We start from the raw sequence: 16703 nt of genomic DNA on the forward strand, positions 1-16703 counted from the left end.
TTAATTGCCGCCAAGCAGGCGCATGACCGTGCGGTGAAACATCGCCGCGCCGGTCGGAATGAGCTCGTCTGGAAAGTCGTAGTCGGGATTATGAAGCGCCGGGTGGTCCGCGCCGGCGCCGAGGAAAAACATCACAGACGGACATATCTTTCCGAACTCGCCGAAATCCTCCGAAAAACGCATAGGCTCTTCCAGATCGAACAGCGACAGGTCGAGTTCGCCAGCCGATTGCCGGATCATCCGGGTCAGGGCGCTGTCGTTGACCGAGGCGCTGAAAACGTCGTCGTAGTCGATATGCAACTGCAGGCCGTGCGTTGTGGAGACCTCGCGGGCGCTCTCTTCAGCACGGCTCACAAGCTGCGTCATCCGCTCATCAGTCAGGGTTCGAAGCGTCGCCCAGACTTCGGCGTGACCGGGCGAGACGCCAAACGCCTTTTCTCCCATATGCGCATGCACGACCGTCACCAGAACAAAATCCTCGTCAAGTCGCGCCGAACAACACATGGCGTTCAGTCGCCGGATCAGCTCCGCCATGGCGACGGCTGGAGAAACGCCGGTTTCCGGCGCCGAGGCGTGCGCCGTGCGGCCCTCAAGGGCGATGCGCATGCCACGGGAGGCGCAGGTGACAAATCCCTTTTTCGCCAGGACGCTATGGCGCGGGTAGCCCGGAAAATTGTGCAACGAGAGCGCAAAGTCCGGAGTGATGGTTCCAAAGCGCGGGTCTGATATGACGGCCCGCGCGCCTTTGCCATTCTCCTCCGCCGGTTGGAAGAACAGGACGACGCGTCCCCGCGGAGGCTTGTCCCGCGCCAGCAGAAACGCCGTGGCGAGAACGATCGCCATGTGACCGTCATGGCCGCACTGGTGGCCTTTGCCTTTTACGATGGATTGGTGTTCGAGACCGGAAAGATCCTCGATTGGAAGACCGTCCAGTTCGCATCGGATCAGCACGGTCGGCCCATCGCCCGGACCGTTGAAAATGGCGGCGACGCCCGCGCCACCAAGGCCGGTCAGGATTGAGTCCGGCGCAAAGGCCTGCAAATGCCCAGCGATGGTTTCGGCGGTCGCGAATTCCTCGCCGGAGAGCTCCGGCCGTCGATGCAGGTCACGGCGAATGTCTTTGATTTCTGCGAAAGTCTGGTCCGGAATCGTCATCGGGGCACAGTAGCGCCTCAGCTGCGCAGCGGGCAAGAATGGTCAGGTTATCTCCAGCCGCTTGATGATACGGTTGAGACCAACCGGCGTTACCCCAAGATAGGCGGCCAGATCCTTCTGCGGAACCCGTTCGATGAGGCGCGGCATGGTCGACTTCAGCCACATGAACCGGTCCGCCGGCTTGAGCGTCAGGAAAACGCGCTCGCGCTCCTCCTTTTTCGCGGCGAAGTCGAGCAGCAGCGCGTTCATAACCCTGGCCCATTCGATGTGCTGTCCGGCAAGCCTCTCCAGTACGCTGAAGTCGCAATGTTCCAGTTCGCTGGGCTCCATGGCTTCGGCGCCAAACCCCGCCGCCGCGCCGGATTGCAGCGTCGAGGAACAGGCGAAGAATTTGTCCTCCGGAATGAAGGATTTGATCCATTCGTCGCCGTCGGGCAGCGTGTAGACGAGTTTGATGAGCCCGCTGCGGACAATGAATATCCGACGATCCTGGTCGCCGGGCCTGAACACTGACGCGCCGGCTGTGACGCGCGACACCGAAATCGCGTCGGCAAAAACCCGCCAGTCGGGCAGGGGCTTCCGCGCGACGCGGTTCATCAGTCCTTCCGCGGCCAAACCTGTCATCGATTAATCCTGGTTAATGCGGGACATTACGCACACCGGCACAAGGGACTCACAAAATTGAGGAAATGGACAGCGCCGTTTCCGAAAATGAAAAAGAGGATCCCATGCCACAAGAAACGATAATCATTACCGGCGCAAGCCGGGGAATAGGCCGGGCCCTGACGGCGCTGTGCCTTCAGCGAGGCCATCCCGTCGTGGCAGTGGCCCGTAACGTTGGCGATCTTGAGCGCCTTACTGCGTCGGGAAGTCCGTTGCAATGCCATTCAGCGGACCTGTCGAACCCGCAACAGGCAGCGGCGGCGGGTGAGGCGATCGCCGCCGCCCTGTCGGATAGAGCCATACTCGTCAACAACGCCGCGACCCAGGACGACTGGCAATTCTTCGAAACAAAAAACACGGCCGATGCGTTGACACGCAACATCGCCCTCAATTTGACAGCGCCAATCCTTTTGACCGGCGCGCTGTGCGAGACAACCTCCATCGAAGCGGTCGTGTTCATACAGTCCTTGCTGTCGCTCGAGCCAAAGAGCTCGGCAGCAGTCTACAGCGCCGCAAAAGCTGGCCTCGGGATGTTCTCAAAGGCGCTGCGGCTTCAATCGAAAGACGGGCGCCTCAGGCTTCAGGACGTGTATCTGCCGCTGGTCGACACCGCGATGACTGCGGGCAGGGGGACCGGAAAAATCAGTCCGGAGGTCGCCGCCGAACAGATATATAAAGCCATTATGAGCGGTCGACCGCGCACTTATGTTGGAAAGGCGCGATTGATGGCCGCCATCCACTGGTTGTCTCCGGCGCTGGCGGGATTCATTCTGTCGCGCATGTAGCGCTCGGCCGGAAAATGGAAACGCCGCCTTTCGGCGGCGTTTCGGGACATGATCAGATGTCGTTCTTCTCGGGTTTCGGAGGGCCCTTGCGCTCCATACCGGCCTTGTCGGGACCGTGTCCCTTGCGGTTCATACCGTCCTTGTCAGGTCCGTGCCCCCTGCGGTCCATTCCGGCCTTTCGGTCGGCCTTTGTCAGAACGCCGTCGCCGTTGCGGTCGAAACGCTTGACGATATCTTTCGTTGGCGCGCTGAATTCCTCAGCGGTCACTTCAAGATTTCCGTCGATGTCTATCTTCTGAAACGCCTTGACCATCATGCGATCGGTCATTGTCGACCATACGCCGGAAAACGCTTCAAGATCGACAGAGCCGTCGGGACCGGCCGCCTCGTTGAAGGTCGCCGTCCGCACCTCGTCGAACTCGGCGCGGGTGATCTTGCCGTCGCCGTTGACGTCGAAGCGCTCCATGATTTCCATCATGGCCAGCTGACCACCCATGCGACCATGTCCACCGTGGCCGCGGGGGCCGCCATGGTGCTTGCCGCCGTGCTCTCCGCGCATGCCCATCTTTCGTTCTGGGCCGTCGTGTCCGCCACGTCCGGGTTTTCCTTCAGCGCGCGGTCCAGGTCGTTCCGGTCGGTTGTCCGCGCGTGGACCTTCTCCCGGCGCCGGACGCGTCAGTTCGCCACTGCCGTCGCGGTCAAGCAATGTGAACATGGCGTTCGAAACGCTGTCGAACTCTTCCCGGGTGATCTGACCGTCGCCATCACGGTCGAGTCGCTGGAAGCCTCTGACCATGCGCGGCCTGGCTTGTTCGCTCCAGTAAACCTTGAACTGCTCCAGGTTGACTGTTCCATCGTCGCCCGACATGGCTTCGAATTTCTCCGCCATGACTGCGTCGACATCGGCCTGGCTCACCACGCCGTCGCCGTTTGCATCGAACTCTCTGAAGGCCTTGCGACCGGAGAAGTGCTTCCAGTTGCCGCCAAATCCCTGGCTCCATCCGTGTCCGCCGTGACCGCGTTCGCCCGGCGACGCGAGCGCCGGTAATACGCTTGCGCTCAGGAATGTGGTGGCCATCAGTGCTATGACTGTCTTTCCGATAGGCTTCATCGCTTCTGTCCTTTCGGTTGTTGTTGCGATAGCCCAGGATTTAGGGTGGACTTGTCGCAGAAATACGTTGGCAACCGGCATTAGTGTCAGGCTTTGTCGCACATTGGCTCAGTGATACATCTTGTTACAACTTTCCTTCGCGTCTGGGGCCAAACCGGAATAAGTAGGGTCCGACATCCAAGGACAGGCAGCCCGAATGAGCGACATGGCCCCTCACATACTGGTCGTCGACGACCATCGCGACATCCGTGAGTCTCTTGCCCGCTATCTGACAAGAAGCGGCATGCGCGCCAGCACCGCCGACAGCGCGGCGCAGGCGCGCAAGGTCATGAAGGCGGCCGCCATCGACCTCGTGGTCCTGGACATCATGATGCCGGGCGAGGATGGCCTGTCGTTGTGCCGACACCTTGTCGAAAGCGACGGGACGCCCGTCATACTGCTGACCGCCATGGCCGAGGATACGGACAGGGTCGTTGGTCTGGAGATCGGCGCAGACGACTATGTGACCAAACCATTCAATCCGCGCGAATTGCTGGCGCGCGTCAAGGCGGTGCTGCGCCGGGCGAGCCTGGCGCCGAAGGAACGCGATCCGGTTTCCAGCGAAAGGCTTGGCTTTGGCGACTGGATTCTGGACATGGCGCAACGCCATCTGATCGGTGCGGATGGCGTCATCACGCCACTCTCGACCGGGGAGTTCCAGTTGCTCGTCGCGTTCCTCAAGCGTCCCAGAATGGTTCTGTCACGCGATCAACTGCTTGATCTGACTACGGGCCGCTCGCCCAATATTTTCGATCGATCGATCGACAATCAGGTCAGCCGGTTGAGGCGCAAGATCGAAAAGGACCCGAAGAACCCGGTTCTCATCAAGACGGTCTGGGGCGGCGGGTATTCTTTCGCAGCCGATGTCGTGGAGCCGGATGCATGAAGCGGCGGTTCAGCCTGTGGCCGCCAAGTCTGGCCACCCAGCTTATTTCTTTGACGCTTGCGGCCATCGTCTTATCCCAGGCCTTCGCGCTCTGGCTGTTTACGGACGAGCGGCGCCTCGCGCTGATGGAGCTGGCTGCCGGAACCGTTGTCTCGCGCACGGCGGCCTTGGTCGAGTTGCTCGACGAGTCGCCCCCGCAGCTTCACGAGCAGATCCGCAACGCCGCCTCGAGTCCCTTGCTCTACTACTGGATATCCGATCAGCCGCTGCTGCAGAAGAGTGGAGAGGAACGCGTCAACGAGCGCATCCTCAAGAACCTTCAAAGGCAACTCGGTCCCGGGCGACAGATCCGGACGGACGCCGGCCGCGACATAGAGATTCCGCGCTACAAGCCGCATCGCGACCACCGCGATGACCGCGACGGCAACAGGGACAGGGCCGAGCCAGGCGAGCGGTACGACAGGCCGCCCCCGCCGCGGCGCTCGCGCAATGTCCCGCTTGTTTTCGCCATGTCGATCCAGCTCGATGACGGAAACTGGCTGAACATGGCCGCCGATCTCAGCATGCCGCGTGGGTCGTTTCTACGAACAATACTCGCAGCCGGCCTTATGGGGATTGGCGTAATTCTCGTGATTGCTCTTACGGTGCGTCGCCTGACAAAGCCGCTGCGACGGTTGGCCGAGGCCGCGGACGCGCTCGGCCGTGGCGATGATCCGCAGGAACTGAAGGAAGCCGGACCGCCAGAGGTGCGCAGCGCCATTCACGCCTTCAAAGTCATGCGGGAGCGGTTAACCCGGTTCATCGCCGACCGCACAGCGATGCTGGCGGCGATCAGCCACGATCTGAGGACGCCGATAACCTCGCTGCGCATCCGCGCCGAATTCATCGATGACGAGGAAAACCGCGACAAGATGATCGCCACGCTGGACGAAATGCAGCGGATGGTCGAGGCGACGCTCTCCTTTGCGCGCGATGAAGCGCAACGCGAAGCGCTTGGCCGGGTCAATCTTGCTGAATTCCTGGACGCCATCGTCGCCGATTACCAGGATATGGGACAACCGGTCAGCCTTCAGGTTCCGGAGGATGTTCCGCGGACCATCGTGTCATGTCGCCCGATCGCCATCCGGCGCGCCCTTCGCAACCTGATCGACAATGCTGTGCGATACGGCAAGGAGGCTAAGGTCGGCTTCGCGCCGAGACCCGACGGTGTCGAGATAACCGTGACTGACAGTGGGCCGGGCATTCCGGAAGAACGCCTCAACGACATCTTCGAGCCCTTCGTCAGGCTGGAGACATCTCGCAGCGAGGAAACCGGCGGCATCGGTCTGGGACTGGCGATCGCCCGTTCTTCCGTCCAGGCCCATGGGGGCGCGCTGACGCTTGCAAACAATGAAGGTGGCGGGTTGACCGCAAAGATCATGTTACCATCCTGATTTGCAAGGTGTCCCGGTGTGACCCGTAAGCAACATGAGAAATGAAATCATGTTACTTTTGGACATTGAAGGGTGACGCACAGCATCTTCATCGTTTAATCGCAAGTATTGACATACTTTTGGTTGTTTCGGGTGATGTATTGTGAACAGGATGATCGTGTCGGGCCTGTGCCTGGCGATGGTGAGCGGCTGTGCTGCGCGCCCCGGCCAAATCGACGGAACTTACGTTTCAACAGCCATCTATAAGGACTAAACGTGCGATCAACTCCTGTCGGAGCGTCGGACGATCGTCGAAAATGTTCGGGTCATCACCAAGCAGCAGGCCGACAAGGCTGGCGGCGACGCGGTTGCCGTCGGCGTGGGCGTCGTGCTTTTCTGGCCGGCGCTTTTCCTCCTGGCCGTCGGCAAGGACAAGGAAGCCGAACTTGCGAGCTACAAGGGCAGTTACGATGCGATCACCAGGGTCGCCATCGAGAAGAATTGCCTGTCTGAAGACGAGATTCGCCGCGAAGAGGAAGCCTACAAGTAAGCCCAGAAAAAGGCGAAACGCGACAAGGTGCGTCAGGACCAGCAGAACGAAGTTTGATGTCAGCCTCAGCGAAGTACTGTTGACGGCTGTCTGTGTGTAATCAAAAGACCACCGTGTTTCCACACCCTGAATATTGCCGACCGAGCGATGGCCGGCGGATCCATTTCGATAGTATTGTCTGAGTGTTCTGTGAAATTATTAGAAGTTTCACATGTCACATAACGGAATGTTTTCCACAGCACACGGTAAGTGTTCGACAAAAGCTTGCCCTTGTCAGGCTGGCGTAGCATGTTGTCAGCATCCACATTAGCTGAGTGAATGACTGTATGTCCGTAGCTTATGACGTACTGAACGACGACGATACCTATCATCACGGCAATCTGCGTGATGAGCTGATCGCTGCCGCCGTCGATGTGATCGGCCGCGAAGGGGTCGCTGCCCTCAGCCTGCGCGCTCTTGCCCGGGATCTCGACGTATCCCACTCGGCGCCCACCCGTCATTTCAAGAACAAGGCCGATCTGCTGTCCGCGATCATGGAAGATGCCTACGAGGACATGCTGACGACGACCGTCGACGCAGGCTATCTTGCTGGCGACAATCCGGTCCACCGGTTGCGCGCGATGGCGCGAGCCTGCATGCGCTGGCATGTCGACAACAGGGCGTTGAGCGAGGTGATTCGCAATCCGGACGTCAGTCGCACGGCGGGGCGCAACGTGAAGGAAGTGCTGGCCGCCTTCTATATCCATAGCTCCCGGGCGATACTGGGGGCGCAGGGCCAGAGCAGGAATCCGGACAGGCCGGTCGAATTCGTATACCTGAACATGATCGTCAGCGTCGTTGGCGCCGCCTCTGTGCTGACGGATCCGGTCTATGTCGAGACATTGCCGGCGCTGGACGCGGATGAGCTCATAGACGACATGGTGGATCACCTTTTCCCGCTGAAGGATTGATAAATCCCGTCAGACTGTTGCCATGACACGTATATAGGAATATATTCCTTGTCGCTGTTTTGGAGAACGTCAACCCATGTCCGCACTTGGTCTCAGAACCTGTATTTACAAAGTCGATGACATCGCCGCCGCGAAGAAATGGTTCGCGGACGCTTTCGAGGCCCAGCCCTATTTTGATGAAGCATTCTATGTGGGATTCAACGTCGGCGGGTACGAACTCGGTCTATTGCCGGATTCCCGAAACAAAGCCAGATCAGACAATGTCATGACCTATTGGGGCGTCGAGAACATCGATGCGGAGGTCGCGCGTTTTCTTGAGTTGGGCGCGACGGTCCACGAAGAGCCCACGAATGTCGGAGGCGATATCGTGACGGCGTCGGTGCTGGACCCCTGGGGCAACGCCATCGGGCTCATATACAATCCCGAGTTCGGCAACGGGTAGTGTATTCGTCAAGGCTCGCCTGAGTCTGCATTAATGCGCTTTTGTTGTTTTGTATTTTAATAAAATTAAATTTTGGTTTGATGTATATTTAGGAAAACAAGTATTAAAATAAATAAATACTTTTATTAGAATAGGTATACAAATATTAAATTGTACAAAAACGACCCGTCCGTGTAACTAATACGAAAGGGGAGGGCAGAGACATATGCCGTAGGGCGTATTGTATTGAGGCTTGTATCGTATGAAAAGTGTTGTATGGGGTGCGTCTGTAGCCTTGTCCTGGATGTGGGGGCTGGGACTATTTTTTTCCGTGCATTTTACCTTTCTGTATGGTTGGGCGGGCTTGCTCAGCTTCGCCATACCCAACGCGTTGAGTCTTGTTGTCTTTGGATGGATTGCAGGTCGAGGTAGTCGAAATGCGTCTCTCAAGGCGTGGATCGAAAGCGCGTTTGCTCGCCACGCAGGCTTGTTTTCGCTGTATCAGATCGCCGCTGTCGCACTTACCCTCTTTGCTCTGATTTCCTACTTTCTTGCGCCGCTTACCTCCACCCCCGCAGTCTTTATGGCCCTTTCCATTCTCGCAATCGGTGTTTTCATCGGCGAACTGGCGGGAATAGGTCGTCTTGTCAAACTGCATGCCGTCTATCTGGCCGCAGCGGCCGCCGCTGCATTCGTGCTAATCGCAAATGGGCCGGCCATCGCTTCGACAACCCAGACGGGCGATCTGTCTTTCTTCGCAGGCCTGCTGTTTCCGATGATTGTCGGCCTCCTCCTCGGGCCGGCCTATGACATACAGCAGTGGCAGCGGGCCGTCGAAATGCAGAAGCGCAACGTGCCTGTCGCGCGGAGTTTCGCATTTGGCGGCGTCATCTTTTTCTGTCTGCTCATGCTCAATGGCGCGCTCGCCTTGCAGGTGACGGGCGGGTTGGAAGCCGGGGCGTTCATTGGTCGGGATGGTTTCGTCCATGCGCAGTCGGCCATCACGCAGGCTCTGTCACAGGGCGGCGGATTGCCCCTGATCCTCTATTGCGTCTGGGTCCTGCTTTGCCTTCTGGCGACCTTCGATAGCGCCCAGTCCGCGCTTTCATGGTTTCTTCCGACGGTTGTCAACGCCAACGACAACCCATTGCTGCGCATGATGCCGCAGGCTCTGCTGAAATCGACGCTTCCAGCCTTCATCCTGGCCTCGGGCGCTGCAGTCCTGGTCTGGTCAGTTGGCGGTCACCTGGAATACTTCATGATCGTCTACGCGACACTTTTCGTGCCATACAGCGCTATATTGCTGCGTGATCTGTGGGACGGATCGAAAAGGACTGAAATCACCACGACGACCCTGTTCGCAGGTCTTGCGTCGTTGCTGGTCATGAGTTCCGGATATCTCAATGATATTCCTTTGCTGATGACGGTCGCCGGACTTATAGCGCTGTCACCGCTGCTTATTGAAAGACGCCGCGCGCTATCGGAAAATGGCGAGGAGATCGTGTCCGCGCCAAAGCTGGACGCCATGGAAATTATGGAAGGTTCGCATGAGAAACAGGTTATCCTGCAGCCTCGCGACATTCTCCCGGCATTCGATCCCGACGGACGATTCGACGGCAAGTGGTTCGAGATCAGGCTGACGGCGACCTATTCCGACACGAATTCCGTCGGCAATATCTATTTTGCGAACTACGTGTCCTGGGTCGGCAAGGCGCGGGAGCTTTTCTTCCGCCGCTGCATGCCGAATTTCGATCTCAAACAGACGCCGTTCTATATCCTGACGCGAAGCTTCAATCACAAGTTCATTCGCGAAGCCCGCGAGTTCGAGGAAATCATCGTCCGGTTGCGGATCAAGACGTACAATCGAAAATTCGTAAAACTCGAACACAAGCTCTTCAACAGCGCACGCGAACTGCTGGGTGAGGGAGAGCAGTCCCTGATGTTCGTAACGACCGACAATTACAGCCTGACGGATATTCCGTCCGACGTGGTGGTCGCTTTCACGCCGCATGTGTAGGAGCGGCCCCGTCAGCGTTTCAAATCCTCTATGAATCTGACGGCGTTTCCAATCCCGTCTTCCGACCGGATTTTGGAGCCGATCTGCTCGGCCCTTTTTCTCATCGCCTGATCGTTGACAAGTTGGTCGAATGCGACCGTCAGCCGGTCCACGGTCATCTTTTTTTGCCAGATCGGCGCTGGCCCGACGCCAATCCTGTTGACCTGGCGGCCCCAGAACGGCTGATCGGCGAAGAAAGGACATATCAATGTGGGTCTTCCGGCGCGCAAGCCCGCCGCCGTCGTTCCGGCGCCGCCATGATGGACGACAGCCGCCATGCGCGGAAACAGCCAGTCATGCGGCGCTTCGTCGATCGCCGTGATGGTGTCTGGCAGATCGGTCGCGTCGAGCCCGCCCCAGCCCCGGGCCAGAATGCCGCGACGCCCGCTTTTGACAAGAGCGTCCACGACCATGCGAGCCTTGCGTTCCGGGCTGCGCCCGGACATGGAGCCGAAGCCGATATAGATCGGCGGTTCGCCGGCTGCGAGAAAGTCCAGCAGGTCTGCGGGTGGTTGCCATTCCTCTTGCGTGTCGAGAAACCAGTAACCGGTCGCCATGACATTGTCGGGCCAGTCGGAAGGTTTTGGAATGACATGGTTGGAGTACGCAAAGAGGGCTGGCGCTATATTTCCCTCCGGATCGCGTAGAAGGTCCAAATTGCGCCGTTTCGCGGGTGTTCCGCTCTGCTTTCTCCACTTTTTAACATAGCGGCCGGCGATCAGCCTCATGAAGAAGTTGACGAGCCCGTAGGTGAACCGGTTGTAGCCTCGGCCCAGAGGCAATTCGGGAAATCCAACGCAGGGGTAGTCTCCCGTCGGCACGATGAACGGAATGGGGCTCGCCAGAATGGCTGGTATGCCAAGTTTTTCCGCCATGGCCGGTCCCAGGATCGCCTTGGGATGGAAAAGGATCAGATCGGGGTCTGCCTTGAGCGCTGCTTTCCATGTGTCATCGAGAAGGCGTTCCTGCATCGGTCCCACCTTGCGCATAAGGCGGAAATTGGCGGCGACCACGCGCAGTACGCCGTTGGTGTCCTCCATCAATTCCTTGCCGAGATCGCTGTCGATGAGCTGCATGATCTCGTCATTGACATAACCGTAGTCGAGGCCGTGTCCTTCCACAAAGCCGCGAAAGCGCTCGCAGGTCGCCAGCGTTACGGCGTGACCGGCCGCCTGCAACCCTTTGCCGAGAGCAACATAGGGCTGGACGTCGCCGCGGGTGCCGATGGATGCGATGAAAATCTTCATGATTCCCTGTCCCTGACCGGAGTCAGGTAGGAAGTTGGTCGCCGCCGCGCAAGGCGCAGTTGTGACCGGCCGCGATGCTATAGCGCGGCGGCCAGTCGGCTGCCCTGGTCGATGGCTCGTTTCGCGTCCAGTTCCGCCGCCACATCGGCGCCGCCAATGACATGGCTGGAAATCCCGACGGCGGCAAGCCCGTCGGCCAGGCTGTTGTCGGACAATTGACCGGTGCAGATCACGATCGTATCGACGTCCAGCCATCGCGGGTCGCGGCGATCTTCCCCGAATGAAATCTTCAGGCCGCGGTCGCCGATCTCCTCGTAATTGACGTTGCCCACCATCTTCACATCTTTCATCAGCAACGATGCGCGGTGGATCCAGCCCGTCGTCTTTCCAAGACTGGCGCCGTGCTTTTTCGACTTTCTTTGAAGCAGTGTTATTTCGCGCGGGGAGGGGGCCGGTTGCGGTCCCTCCGTCGCCAACCCGCTGCGATCGACCGCAGGATCGCTGACGCCCCATTCGTGTTTCCAGAGGTCCAGATCCTCTGTCGGCGATGGGCCTTCATGGGTGAGAAACTCACATATGTCGAAACCAATGCCGCCGGCGCCGACGACGGCGACTTTGCCGCCGACCTTGGCGTTGCCCGCGAGCACATCGACATAGCTCAGCACTTTGGGATGATCGAGGCCCTGAATCTCCGGGATGCGGGGAAGCACGCCGGTCGCGACGATGATCTCGTCAAATCCCTGCTCACGGAGCGTGGCGGCGTCGACGCTGGCGCCGAGAACCACCTTCACCTGCTGGAGTTCAAGCTGCCGCCGGTAGTAGTCGATGAGGCCGTAAAATTCCTCCTTGCCGGGAACCTTTTTGGCCATATTCAACTGTCCGCCAATGTCAGCGGCCTTGTCGAACAGCGTCACCCGGTGGCCGCGTTCCGCCGCGACGATCGCCGTGGACAGTCCCGCCGGACCGGCGCCGATGATTGCTATCGATTTCGGATTGCTCGTTTTTTCGTAGACGAGTTCGGTCTCGTTGCAGGCCCGCGGATTGACCAGGCAGGTCGACGTCTTCAGCTGGAATGTATGGTCGAGGCAGGCCTGGTTGCAGGCGATGCACGGTGCGATTTCGTCGGATCGGCCCTCCTGCGCCTTTTTGACGAAATAGGCGTCGGCGAGAAATGGACGGGCCATGGAGACCATATCGGCGCAGCCATCCGCCAGGACCTCTTCCGCGACCTCCGGCGTGTTGATGCGATTGGAGGTGACAAGCGGAATGTTCACTTCGCCCATCATGCGTTTGGTGACCCAGGCGAAGGCGCGGCGCGGCACCGAGGTGGCGATGGTTGGTATCCGTGCCTCATGCCAGCCGATGCCAGTGTTGATGATGGAGGCGCCGGCCGACTCGATCGCCTTCGCGAGCTGAACGACTTCGTCCCAGGTCGAACCGTCGGGCACAAGATCGATCATGGAAAGGCGGTATATGATGATGAAATCGTCGCCGACGGCGGCGCGGACGCGTTTGACGATCTCGACCGGCAGCCGCATCCGGTTGGCGTAGGAACCGCCCCAGTCGTCCTCCCGTTTGTTGGTATGGGTAACCAGGAACTGGTTGATGAAGTAGCCTTCCGACCCCATGATTTCGACGCCGTCATAGCCGGCTTCGCGGGCAAGCGCCGCGCAATTTGCAAAATCGGAGATCTGCTTCTCGATTCCCGCTTCATCCAGTTCAATCGGCGCGAAGGGAGAGATCGGAGACTTGACGCCGGACGCCGACACAGCGCGGTGGTGATAGGCGTAGCGTCCCGTATGAAGGATCTGCATGGCTATCCTGCCGCCTTCTTCGTGGACGGCGCGCGTCACGGGCAGGTGATGGGCGATCTCGTCTGTTTCCGAAAGCTTGCCGGCGTTCGGGAACGCCGAACCTTCGACATTCGGCGCCACGCCTCCGGTGACGATCAGGCCGACGCCGCCTCGGGCGCGCTCCGCAAAGTAGGCGGCGACGCGATCATGCGCGCCGCGGTCCTCAAGCCCGGTGTGCATCGATCCCATGAGGATGCGGTTTGGCAGTGTTGTGAAACCGAGATCGAGCGGCCTGAAGATATGCGGATAGTGCGACATTGAGACGTTTCCTGCTGGCTTTTTGCTTGCGGTTTGAATGATTGGCTTGCTCGTTGCCGGCGGTTTCCCGTCTGGGGCCTGCCGTCACGCAATGGTCCCGGCCGGGATTGTCCACCCACTGGCCGGGCGATACGAAAACTGGACTTCGATGTTCCTCCCACCGATATCACTCCGATGCGGGGCGCCGCCGGCGTCTGCCGGAAGCGGGTCTCATTACGCCGTCCGCAGTATAGCGGATCCTCGGCGATTCTGACCATCTTTCCCTGTTTGCAATGAGCGCGCTCAACATACGCCGCGCAGTGTCCGATGCATTATGCGCCGATGGCGCATAGATGGCGTAACCGCTATCGATCATTTGGGTGATCGCCTCTTCCACCAAGGCCTGATCGAATGTCGCGCTCAGCAGGTCCTTGATTTCGTCCCGCCGCAATGAGCCGTCCATCAGCGAAACGAGTTCGACATTCAGTTCTCCGGGGAGCTTGACCGATTTGCGCTTTCCGCGCAGCAGCACTTTTTTGCGGCTGACGTCGACTGCCCGAAAGTCGGGATTGATGGCGATATAGTTGTCTGGGTCCTTGTATGAGTTTGCGTACAACATGGCATTGCCTCGCTTGGGCGGCGCGATTGCGACAGCAATCGGAGGCTGCAGTTTGCCGGCGGTGGGAAGCGACCGTTCCCGTCGGTTGGTTGATGTTCTATCTGTCCGGGAGCGTTTCCGTTCCCTTTGCAAGTCTATTCTTCATGGCCTGATCCTTACTGACTTTCTATATTCGATATCGGAACCGGATCCGGCGATATCAACCGACCTTTCATTACGATTGAGTAAGTTATCGGTCTTCTCACAGGAAAGCGTCGATCATAAAAAAAGCGCCCGCTGCGAACAGCGGACGCTCCTGTCGTCAAATTGTTTTTCAGATCAGAACTGGGTCAGCGTCAGTGCGCCGATCGCAGCTGTGACCCTCAAGCCCACGCTGCCGCTGACGCTAAGCGGTACGAGGTTGATGTTGTCCCGGAAATTGCCGCCAAGCACGTTCGCGCCGAGGCCCAGACCGAGTTCTGCGTTCGCCGAAAGGCCGACATAGGTGCCGGACAATGTGCCGGGACGTACCTGATGGCTTGGCGCGTAGACGGCCCATACGAGCTTTTCCTTGGCTGTGAAACCGATATCGGCGCCGACCTTGGTCATCGAGCCCGCATAGAGTTCGCGGCTTCCCTGGCCCTCGAACCTGCACTGCAGGTCCTTGTGGGATCCAATGATCCAGCCGAAACTTCCGTCGCTGAGGCAACTGAGGACGCCGATCTTGACGAACCGTTCCTTGTAGGCCGGCGCAGGCGCGGGGGCTCCTCTGGTCATGTCTGCCGCCGAAACAACCGGCGCGGATGAAAATGCTGTTGTGATTGCGAGCGCGATTGCTGCGACTGTTTTGCCTGGATTCATTATGAGCTCCTTGTTGGCGTGATTCTCGGACGCATTACCGGGTGTCTGGATGGCAAGGGTTTTGCGCCAAACTTGGGCCGGATTGTGTTCAACACGCAGTTCAATACAACTGTTCCAAAGAAACTGATTATTGATACACTTATGCAACACTCACGATTAATGCCGACAAATGCGATATGTGCTTTTTGGATTTGCAGGATCGGCGGCTGTTTACGGATTGAAGGAAGATCTTTTGGCAACGCCTATTAGAGCCGGTGTTAATCCGGCCGGAATAAAACCGACGGGAGGAAATTCGTGGTTCGCAACATATTCTATATAACGTCCGTGGCGGCGCTCGTCCTTGTTGCTCTTCTGGCGCAATTGTGGGCGCCGTTCTGGTGGCTTCTCGTGATCGTCGTTCCGTTCGTGGCGCTCGGAATATTCGATATCCACTGGGCGCAGCACAATGTACTGCGCAACTATCCGGTCATCGGGCACCTCCGTTATGCGTTCGAGTTCATCAGTCCCGAGATCCAGCAGTATTTCATTGAAAGCAACGAGAGCGGCAGACCCTACAACAGGCTGCAGAGACGTCTGGTTTATGCGCGCGCCGACGGCTCGATAGAAACCCAACCCTTTGGCACCCAATACGACATACTGGATGTGGGATTCAGACGGGCGAGTCATTCCCTTGCGCCCAAAAAGGCCGATCCCGAGTCCGCTCGGGTGCTCGTCGGCGGGCCGCAATGCACGAAACCCTATTCAGCCTCTCGATTGAACATATCCGCAATGAGTTTCGGAGCGCTCAGCCCGAACGCCATCCACGCGCTGAACGCCGGCGCTCGCCTTGGCAATTTCGCGCACAACACCGGGGAAGGCGGGTTGAGCCCGTATCATCTGGCTGGCGGCGGCGACATCTTTTTCCAGGTGGGAACCGGCTATTTCGGATGCCGTACGGTGGACGGTGATTTCGATCCGGACAAATTTGCGGAAAAGGCGAAGCTCGATGTCGTGAAGATGATCGAGATCAAGCTTTCACAGGGCGCAAAACCCGCTCACGGCGGCGTGCTCCCGGCGCCGAAGGTCGACAAGGAGATTTCGGAAATTCGCGGCGTTCCGATGGGCAAGGATGTGATCTCGCCCCCCGCGCACAAGACCTTCTCGACACCTGAGGGTTTGCTTGACTTCGTGGTGCAACTGCGCGAGCTCAGCGGCGGCAAGCCGGTCGGTTTCAAGTTGTGCATTGGTCGCAGGCATGAATTCATGGGGATCGTCAAGGCGATGCTGAAGACGGGCAACCTCCCGGATTTCATCACGGTCGATGGCGCGGAGGGCGGCACCGGCGCCGCGCCGGTCGAATTTACCGACCGGTTGGGCGTGCCCATCAACGAGGGACTTCCCTTTGTGCACTCCTGCCTCGTCGGTGCAGGTCTGCGCGACAAGATCCGAATCATCGCCAGCGGCAAGATCGTCACAGGCTTTGACATGATTGAAAAGATCGCGCTGGGCGCCGACATGTGCAACATGGCGCGTCCGATGATGTTCGCCCTGGGCTGCATTCAGGCCGTGCGTTGCAACACCAACACCTGTCCAACAGGCGTCGCCACCCAGGATCGCAAACGCGCCCAGGCTGTCGATATCAATCTCCGCCAGCACAGGGTCGCCAGTTTCCACAAAGCGACGATCGAGAGTTTCCTTGACCTGATCGGGGCGATGGGGCTCGAAAAGCCGTCCGAACTTGATGCGTCGGCAATCCACCGGCGCGTCGCCGACGAGACGGAGCGCACCATCACCCAAATACAGGACTCCCTGGCTCCGGATGAGCTTCTGGGCGACAATGTGCAGCCGGCGTTCGCGGATGACTGGCGGCGCGCCAGCGCCGAAGCTTTCTGAGGAGTGT

15 protein-coding genes are annotated in these 16703 nt (G+C 58.9%); 8 read left to right on the forward strand and 7 right to left on the reverse strand.

The window, feature by feature from the left end:
- Entirely contained in the window at positions 1-1155 is a 1155-nt protein-coding gene (locus AAFN47_RS00525) for an amidohydrolase (protein WP_499807205.1), read from the reverse strand.
- Between the two features lie 42 nt (positions 1156-1197).
- Positions 1198-1779 (reverse strand): Crp/Fnr family transcriptional regulator, encoded by a 582-nt coding sequence (locus AAFN47_RS00530; protein ID WP_499807206.1) that lies wholly within the window; start codon positions 1777-1779, stop codon positions 1198-1200.
- 104 nt (positions 1780-1883) lie between these two features.
- Between AAFN47_RS00530 and AAFN47_RS00535 the strand changes: the two genes are divergently transcribed.
- Positions 1884-2603, forward strand: a complete 720-nt coding sequence (locus AAFN47_RS00535; RefSeq protein WP_499807207.1) for an SDR family NAD(P)-dependent oxidoreductase — start codon at positions 1884-1886, stop codon at positions 2601-2603.
- A gap of 52 nt (positions 2604-2655) precedes the next feature.
- Here AAFN47_RS00535 and AAFN47_RS00540 read toward each other — a convergent pair whose 3' ends face one another.
- A complete protein-coding gene (locus tag AAFN47_RS00540) occupies positions 2656-3714 on the reverse strand; it encodes an EF-hand domain-containing protein (RefSeq protein WP_499807208.1) in 1059 nt (352 codons plus the stop codon).
- Positions 3715-3910: 196 nt separating this feature from the next.
- Here AAFN47_RS00540 and AAFN47_RS00545 point away from each other — a divergent pair, with 196 nt between their 5' ends.
- The 6 genes from AAFN47_RS00545 (at position 3911) to AAFN47_RS00570 (ending at position 9989) form a co-directional block, all read left to right on the forward strand.
- Positions 3911-4639, forward strand: a complete 729-nt coding sequence (locus AAFN47_RS00545) for a response regulator (RefSeq protein ID WP_499807209.1) — start codon at positions 3911-3913, stop codon at positions 4637-4639.
- Positions 4636-6072, forward strand: a complete 1437-nt coding sequence (locus AAFN47_RS00550) for an ATP-binding protein (protein WP_499807210.1) — start codon at positions 4636-4638, stop codon at positions 6070-6072. Before AAFN47_RS00545 ends, AAFN47_RS00550 begins: the two co-directional genes overlap by 4 nt.
- A 358-nt stretch (positions 6073-6430) precedes the next feature.
- Positions 6431-6601: a hypothetical protein gene (locus tag AAFN47_RS00555; RefSeq protein WP_499807211.1), complete on the forward strand. Its 171-nt coding sequence runs from the start codon at positions 6431-6433 to the stop codon at positions 6599-6601.
- Positions 6602-6927: 326 nt separating this feature from the next.
- Positions 6928-7551 (forward strand): TetR/AcrR family transcriptional regulator, encoded by a 624-nt coding sequence (locus AAFN47_RS00560; RefSeq protein WP_499807212.1) that lies wholly within the window; start codon positions 6928-6930, stop codon positions 7549-7551.
- Positions 7552-7627: 76 nt separating this feature from the next.
- Positions 7628-7993: a VOC family protein gene (locus tag AAFN47_RS00565; protein ID WP_499807213.1), complete on the forward strand. Its 366-nt coding sequence runs from the start codon at positions 7628-7630 to the stop codon at positions 7991-7993.
- Between the two features lie 241 nt (positions 7994-8234).
- Positions 8235-9989, forward strand: a complete 1755-nt coding sequence (locus AAFN47_RS00570) for an acyl-CoA thioesterase (protein WP_499807214.1) — start codon at positions 8235-8237, stop codon at positions 9987-9989.
- Positions 9990-10000: 11 nt separating this feature from the next.
- Here AAFN47_RS00570 and AAFN47_RS00575 read toward each other — a convergent pair whose 3' ends face one another.
- The 4 genes from AAFN47_RS00575 to AAFN47_RS00590 all read right to left on the reverse strand — a co-directional run bounded on the left by AAFN47_RS00575 (position 10001) and on the right by AAFN47_RS00590 (position 14824).
- Complete coding sequence (locus tag AAFN47_RS00575; protein WP_499807215.1) at positions 10001-11275, reverse strand: glycosyltransferase; 1275 nt, start codon at positions 11273-11275, stop codon at positions 10001-10003.
- A 77-nt stretch (positions 11276-11352) separates the two neighbouring features.
- Positions 11353-13386 carry an NADPH-dependent 2,4-dienoyl-CoA reductase gene (locus tag AAFN47_RS00580; protein ID WP_499807217.1) on the reverse strand — a complete coding sequence of 678 codons (2034 nt, stop codon included), beginning with the start codon at positions 13384-13386 and terminating at the stop codon, positions 11353-11355.
- 166 nt (positions 13387-13552) lie between these two features.
- Complete coding sequence (locus tag AAFN47_RS00585) at positions 13553-13984, reverse strand: hypothetical protein (RefSeq protein WP_499807218.1); 432 nt, start codon at positions 13982-13984, stop codon at positions 13553-13555.
- A gap of 318 nt (positions 13985-14302) precedes the next feature.
- Positions 14303-14824, reverse strand: a complete 522-nt coding sequence (locus AAFN47_RS00590; RefSeq protein ID WP_499807219.1) for a DUF992 domain-containing protein — start codon at positions 14822-14824, stop codon at positions 14303-14305.
- Between the two features lie 294 nt (positions 14825-15118).
- Here AAFN47_RS00590 and AAFN47_RS00595 point away from each other — a divergent pair, with 294 nt between their 5' ends.
- Complete coding sequence (locus tag AAFN47_RS00595; protein WP_499807221.1) at positions 15119-16696, forward strand: FMN-binding glutamate synthase family protein; 1578 nt, start codon at positions 15119-15121, stop codon at positions 16694-16696.
- Positions 16697-16703: the final 7 nt, after the last annotated feature.

Origin of the sequence: Hoeflea sp. CAU 1731, from assembly GCF_039888615.1 — a bacterium.
Taxonomy (GTDB): domain Bacteria; phylum Pseudomonadota; class Alphaproteobacteria; order Rhizobiales; family Rhizobiaceae; genus Flavimaribacter.

What these genes read in the sequence shown, in the direction of transcription:
- AAFN47_RS00525 (WP_499807205.1), bottom strand. Translation starts at nt 1,155, where the DNA reads ATGACGATTCCGGACCAGACTTTCGCAGAAATCAAAGACATTCGCCGT.
- AAFN47_RS00530 (WP_499807206.1), bottom strand. Translation starts at nt 1,779, where the DNA reads ATGACAGGTTTGGCCGCGGAAGGACTGATGAACCGCGTCGCGCGGAAG.
- AAFN47_RS00535 (WP_499807207.1), top strand. Translation starts at nt 1,884, where the DNA reads ATGCCACAAGAAACGATAATCATTACCGGCGCAAGCCGGGGAATAGGC.
- AAFN47_RS00540 (WP_499807208.1), bottom strand. Translation starts at nt 3,714, where the DNA reads ATGAAGCCTATCGGAAAGACAGTCATAGCACTGATGGCCACCACATTC.
- AAFN47_RS00545 (WP_499807209.1), top strand. Translation starts at nt 3,911, where the DNA reads ATGAGCGACATGGCCCCTCACATACTGGTCGTCGACGACCATCGCGAC.
- AAFN47_RS00550 (WP_499807210.1), top strand. Translation starts at nt 4,636, where the DNA reads ATGAAGCGGCGGTTCAGCCTGTGGCCGCCAAGTCTGGCCACCCAGCTT.
- AAFN47_RS00560 (WP_499807212.1), top strand. Translation starts at nt 6,928, where the DNA reads ATGTCCGTAGCTTATGACGTACTGAACGACGACGATACCTATCATCAC.
- AAFN47_RS00565 (WP_499807213.1), top strand. Translation starts at nt 7,628, where the DNA reads ATGTCCGCACTTGGTCTCAGAACCTGTATTTACAAAGTCGATGACATC.
- AAFN47_RS00570 (WP_499807214.1), top strand. Translation starts at nt 8,235, where the DNA reads ATGAAAAGTGTTGTATGGGGTGCGTCTGTAGCCTTGTCCTGGATGTGG.
- AAFN47_RS00575 (WP_499807215.1), bottom strand. Translation starts at nt 11,275, where the DNA reads ATGAAGATTTTCATCGCATCCATCGGCACCCGCGGCGACGTCCAGCCC.
- AAFN47_RS00580 (WP_499807217.1), bottom strand. Translation starts at nt 13,386, where the DNA reads ATGTCGCACTATCCGCATATCTTCAGGCCGCTCGATCTCGGTTTCACA.
- AAFN47_RS00585 (WP_499807218.1), bottom strand. Translation starts at nt 13,984, where the DNA reads ATGTTGTACGCAAACTCATACAAGGACCCAGACAACTATATCGCCATC.
- AAFN47_RS00590 (WP_499807219.1), bottom strand. Translation starts at nt 14,824, where the DNA reads ATGAATCCAGGCAAAACAGTCGCAGCAATCGCGCTCGCAATCACAACA.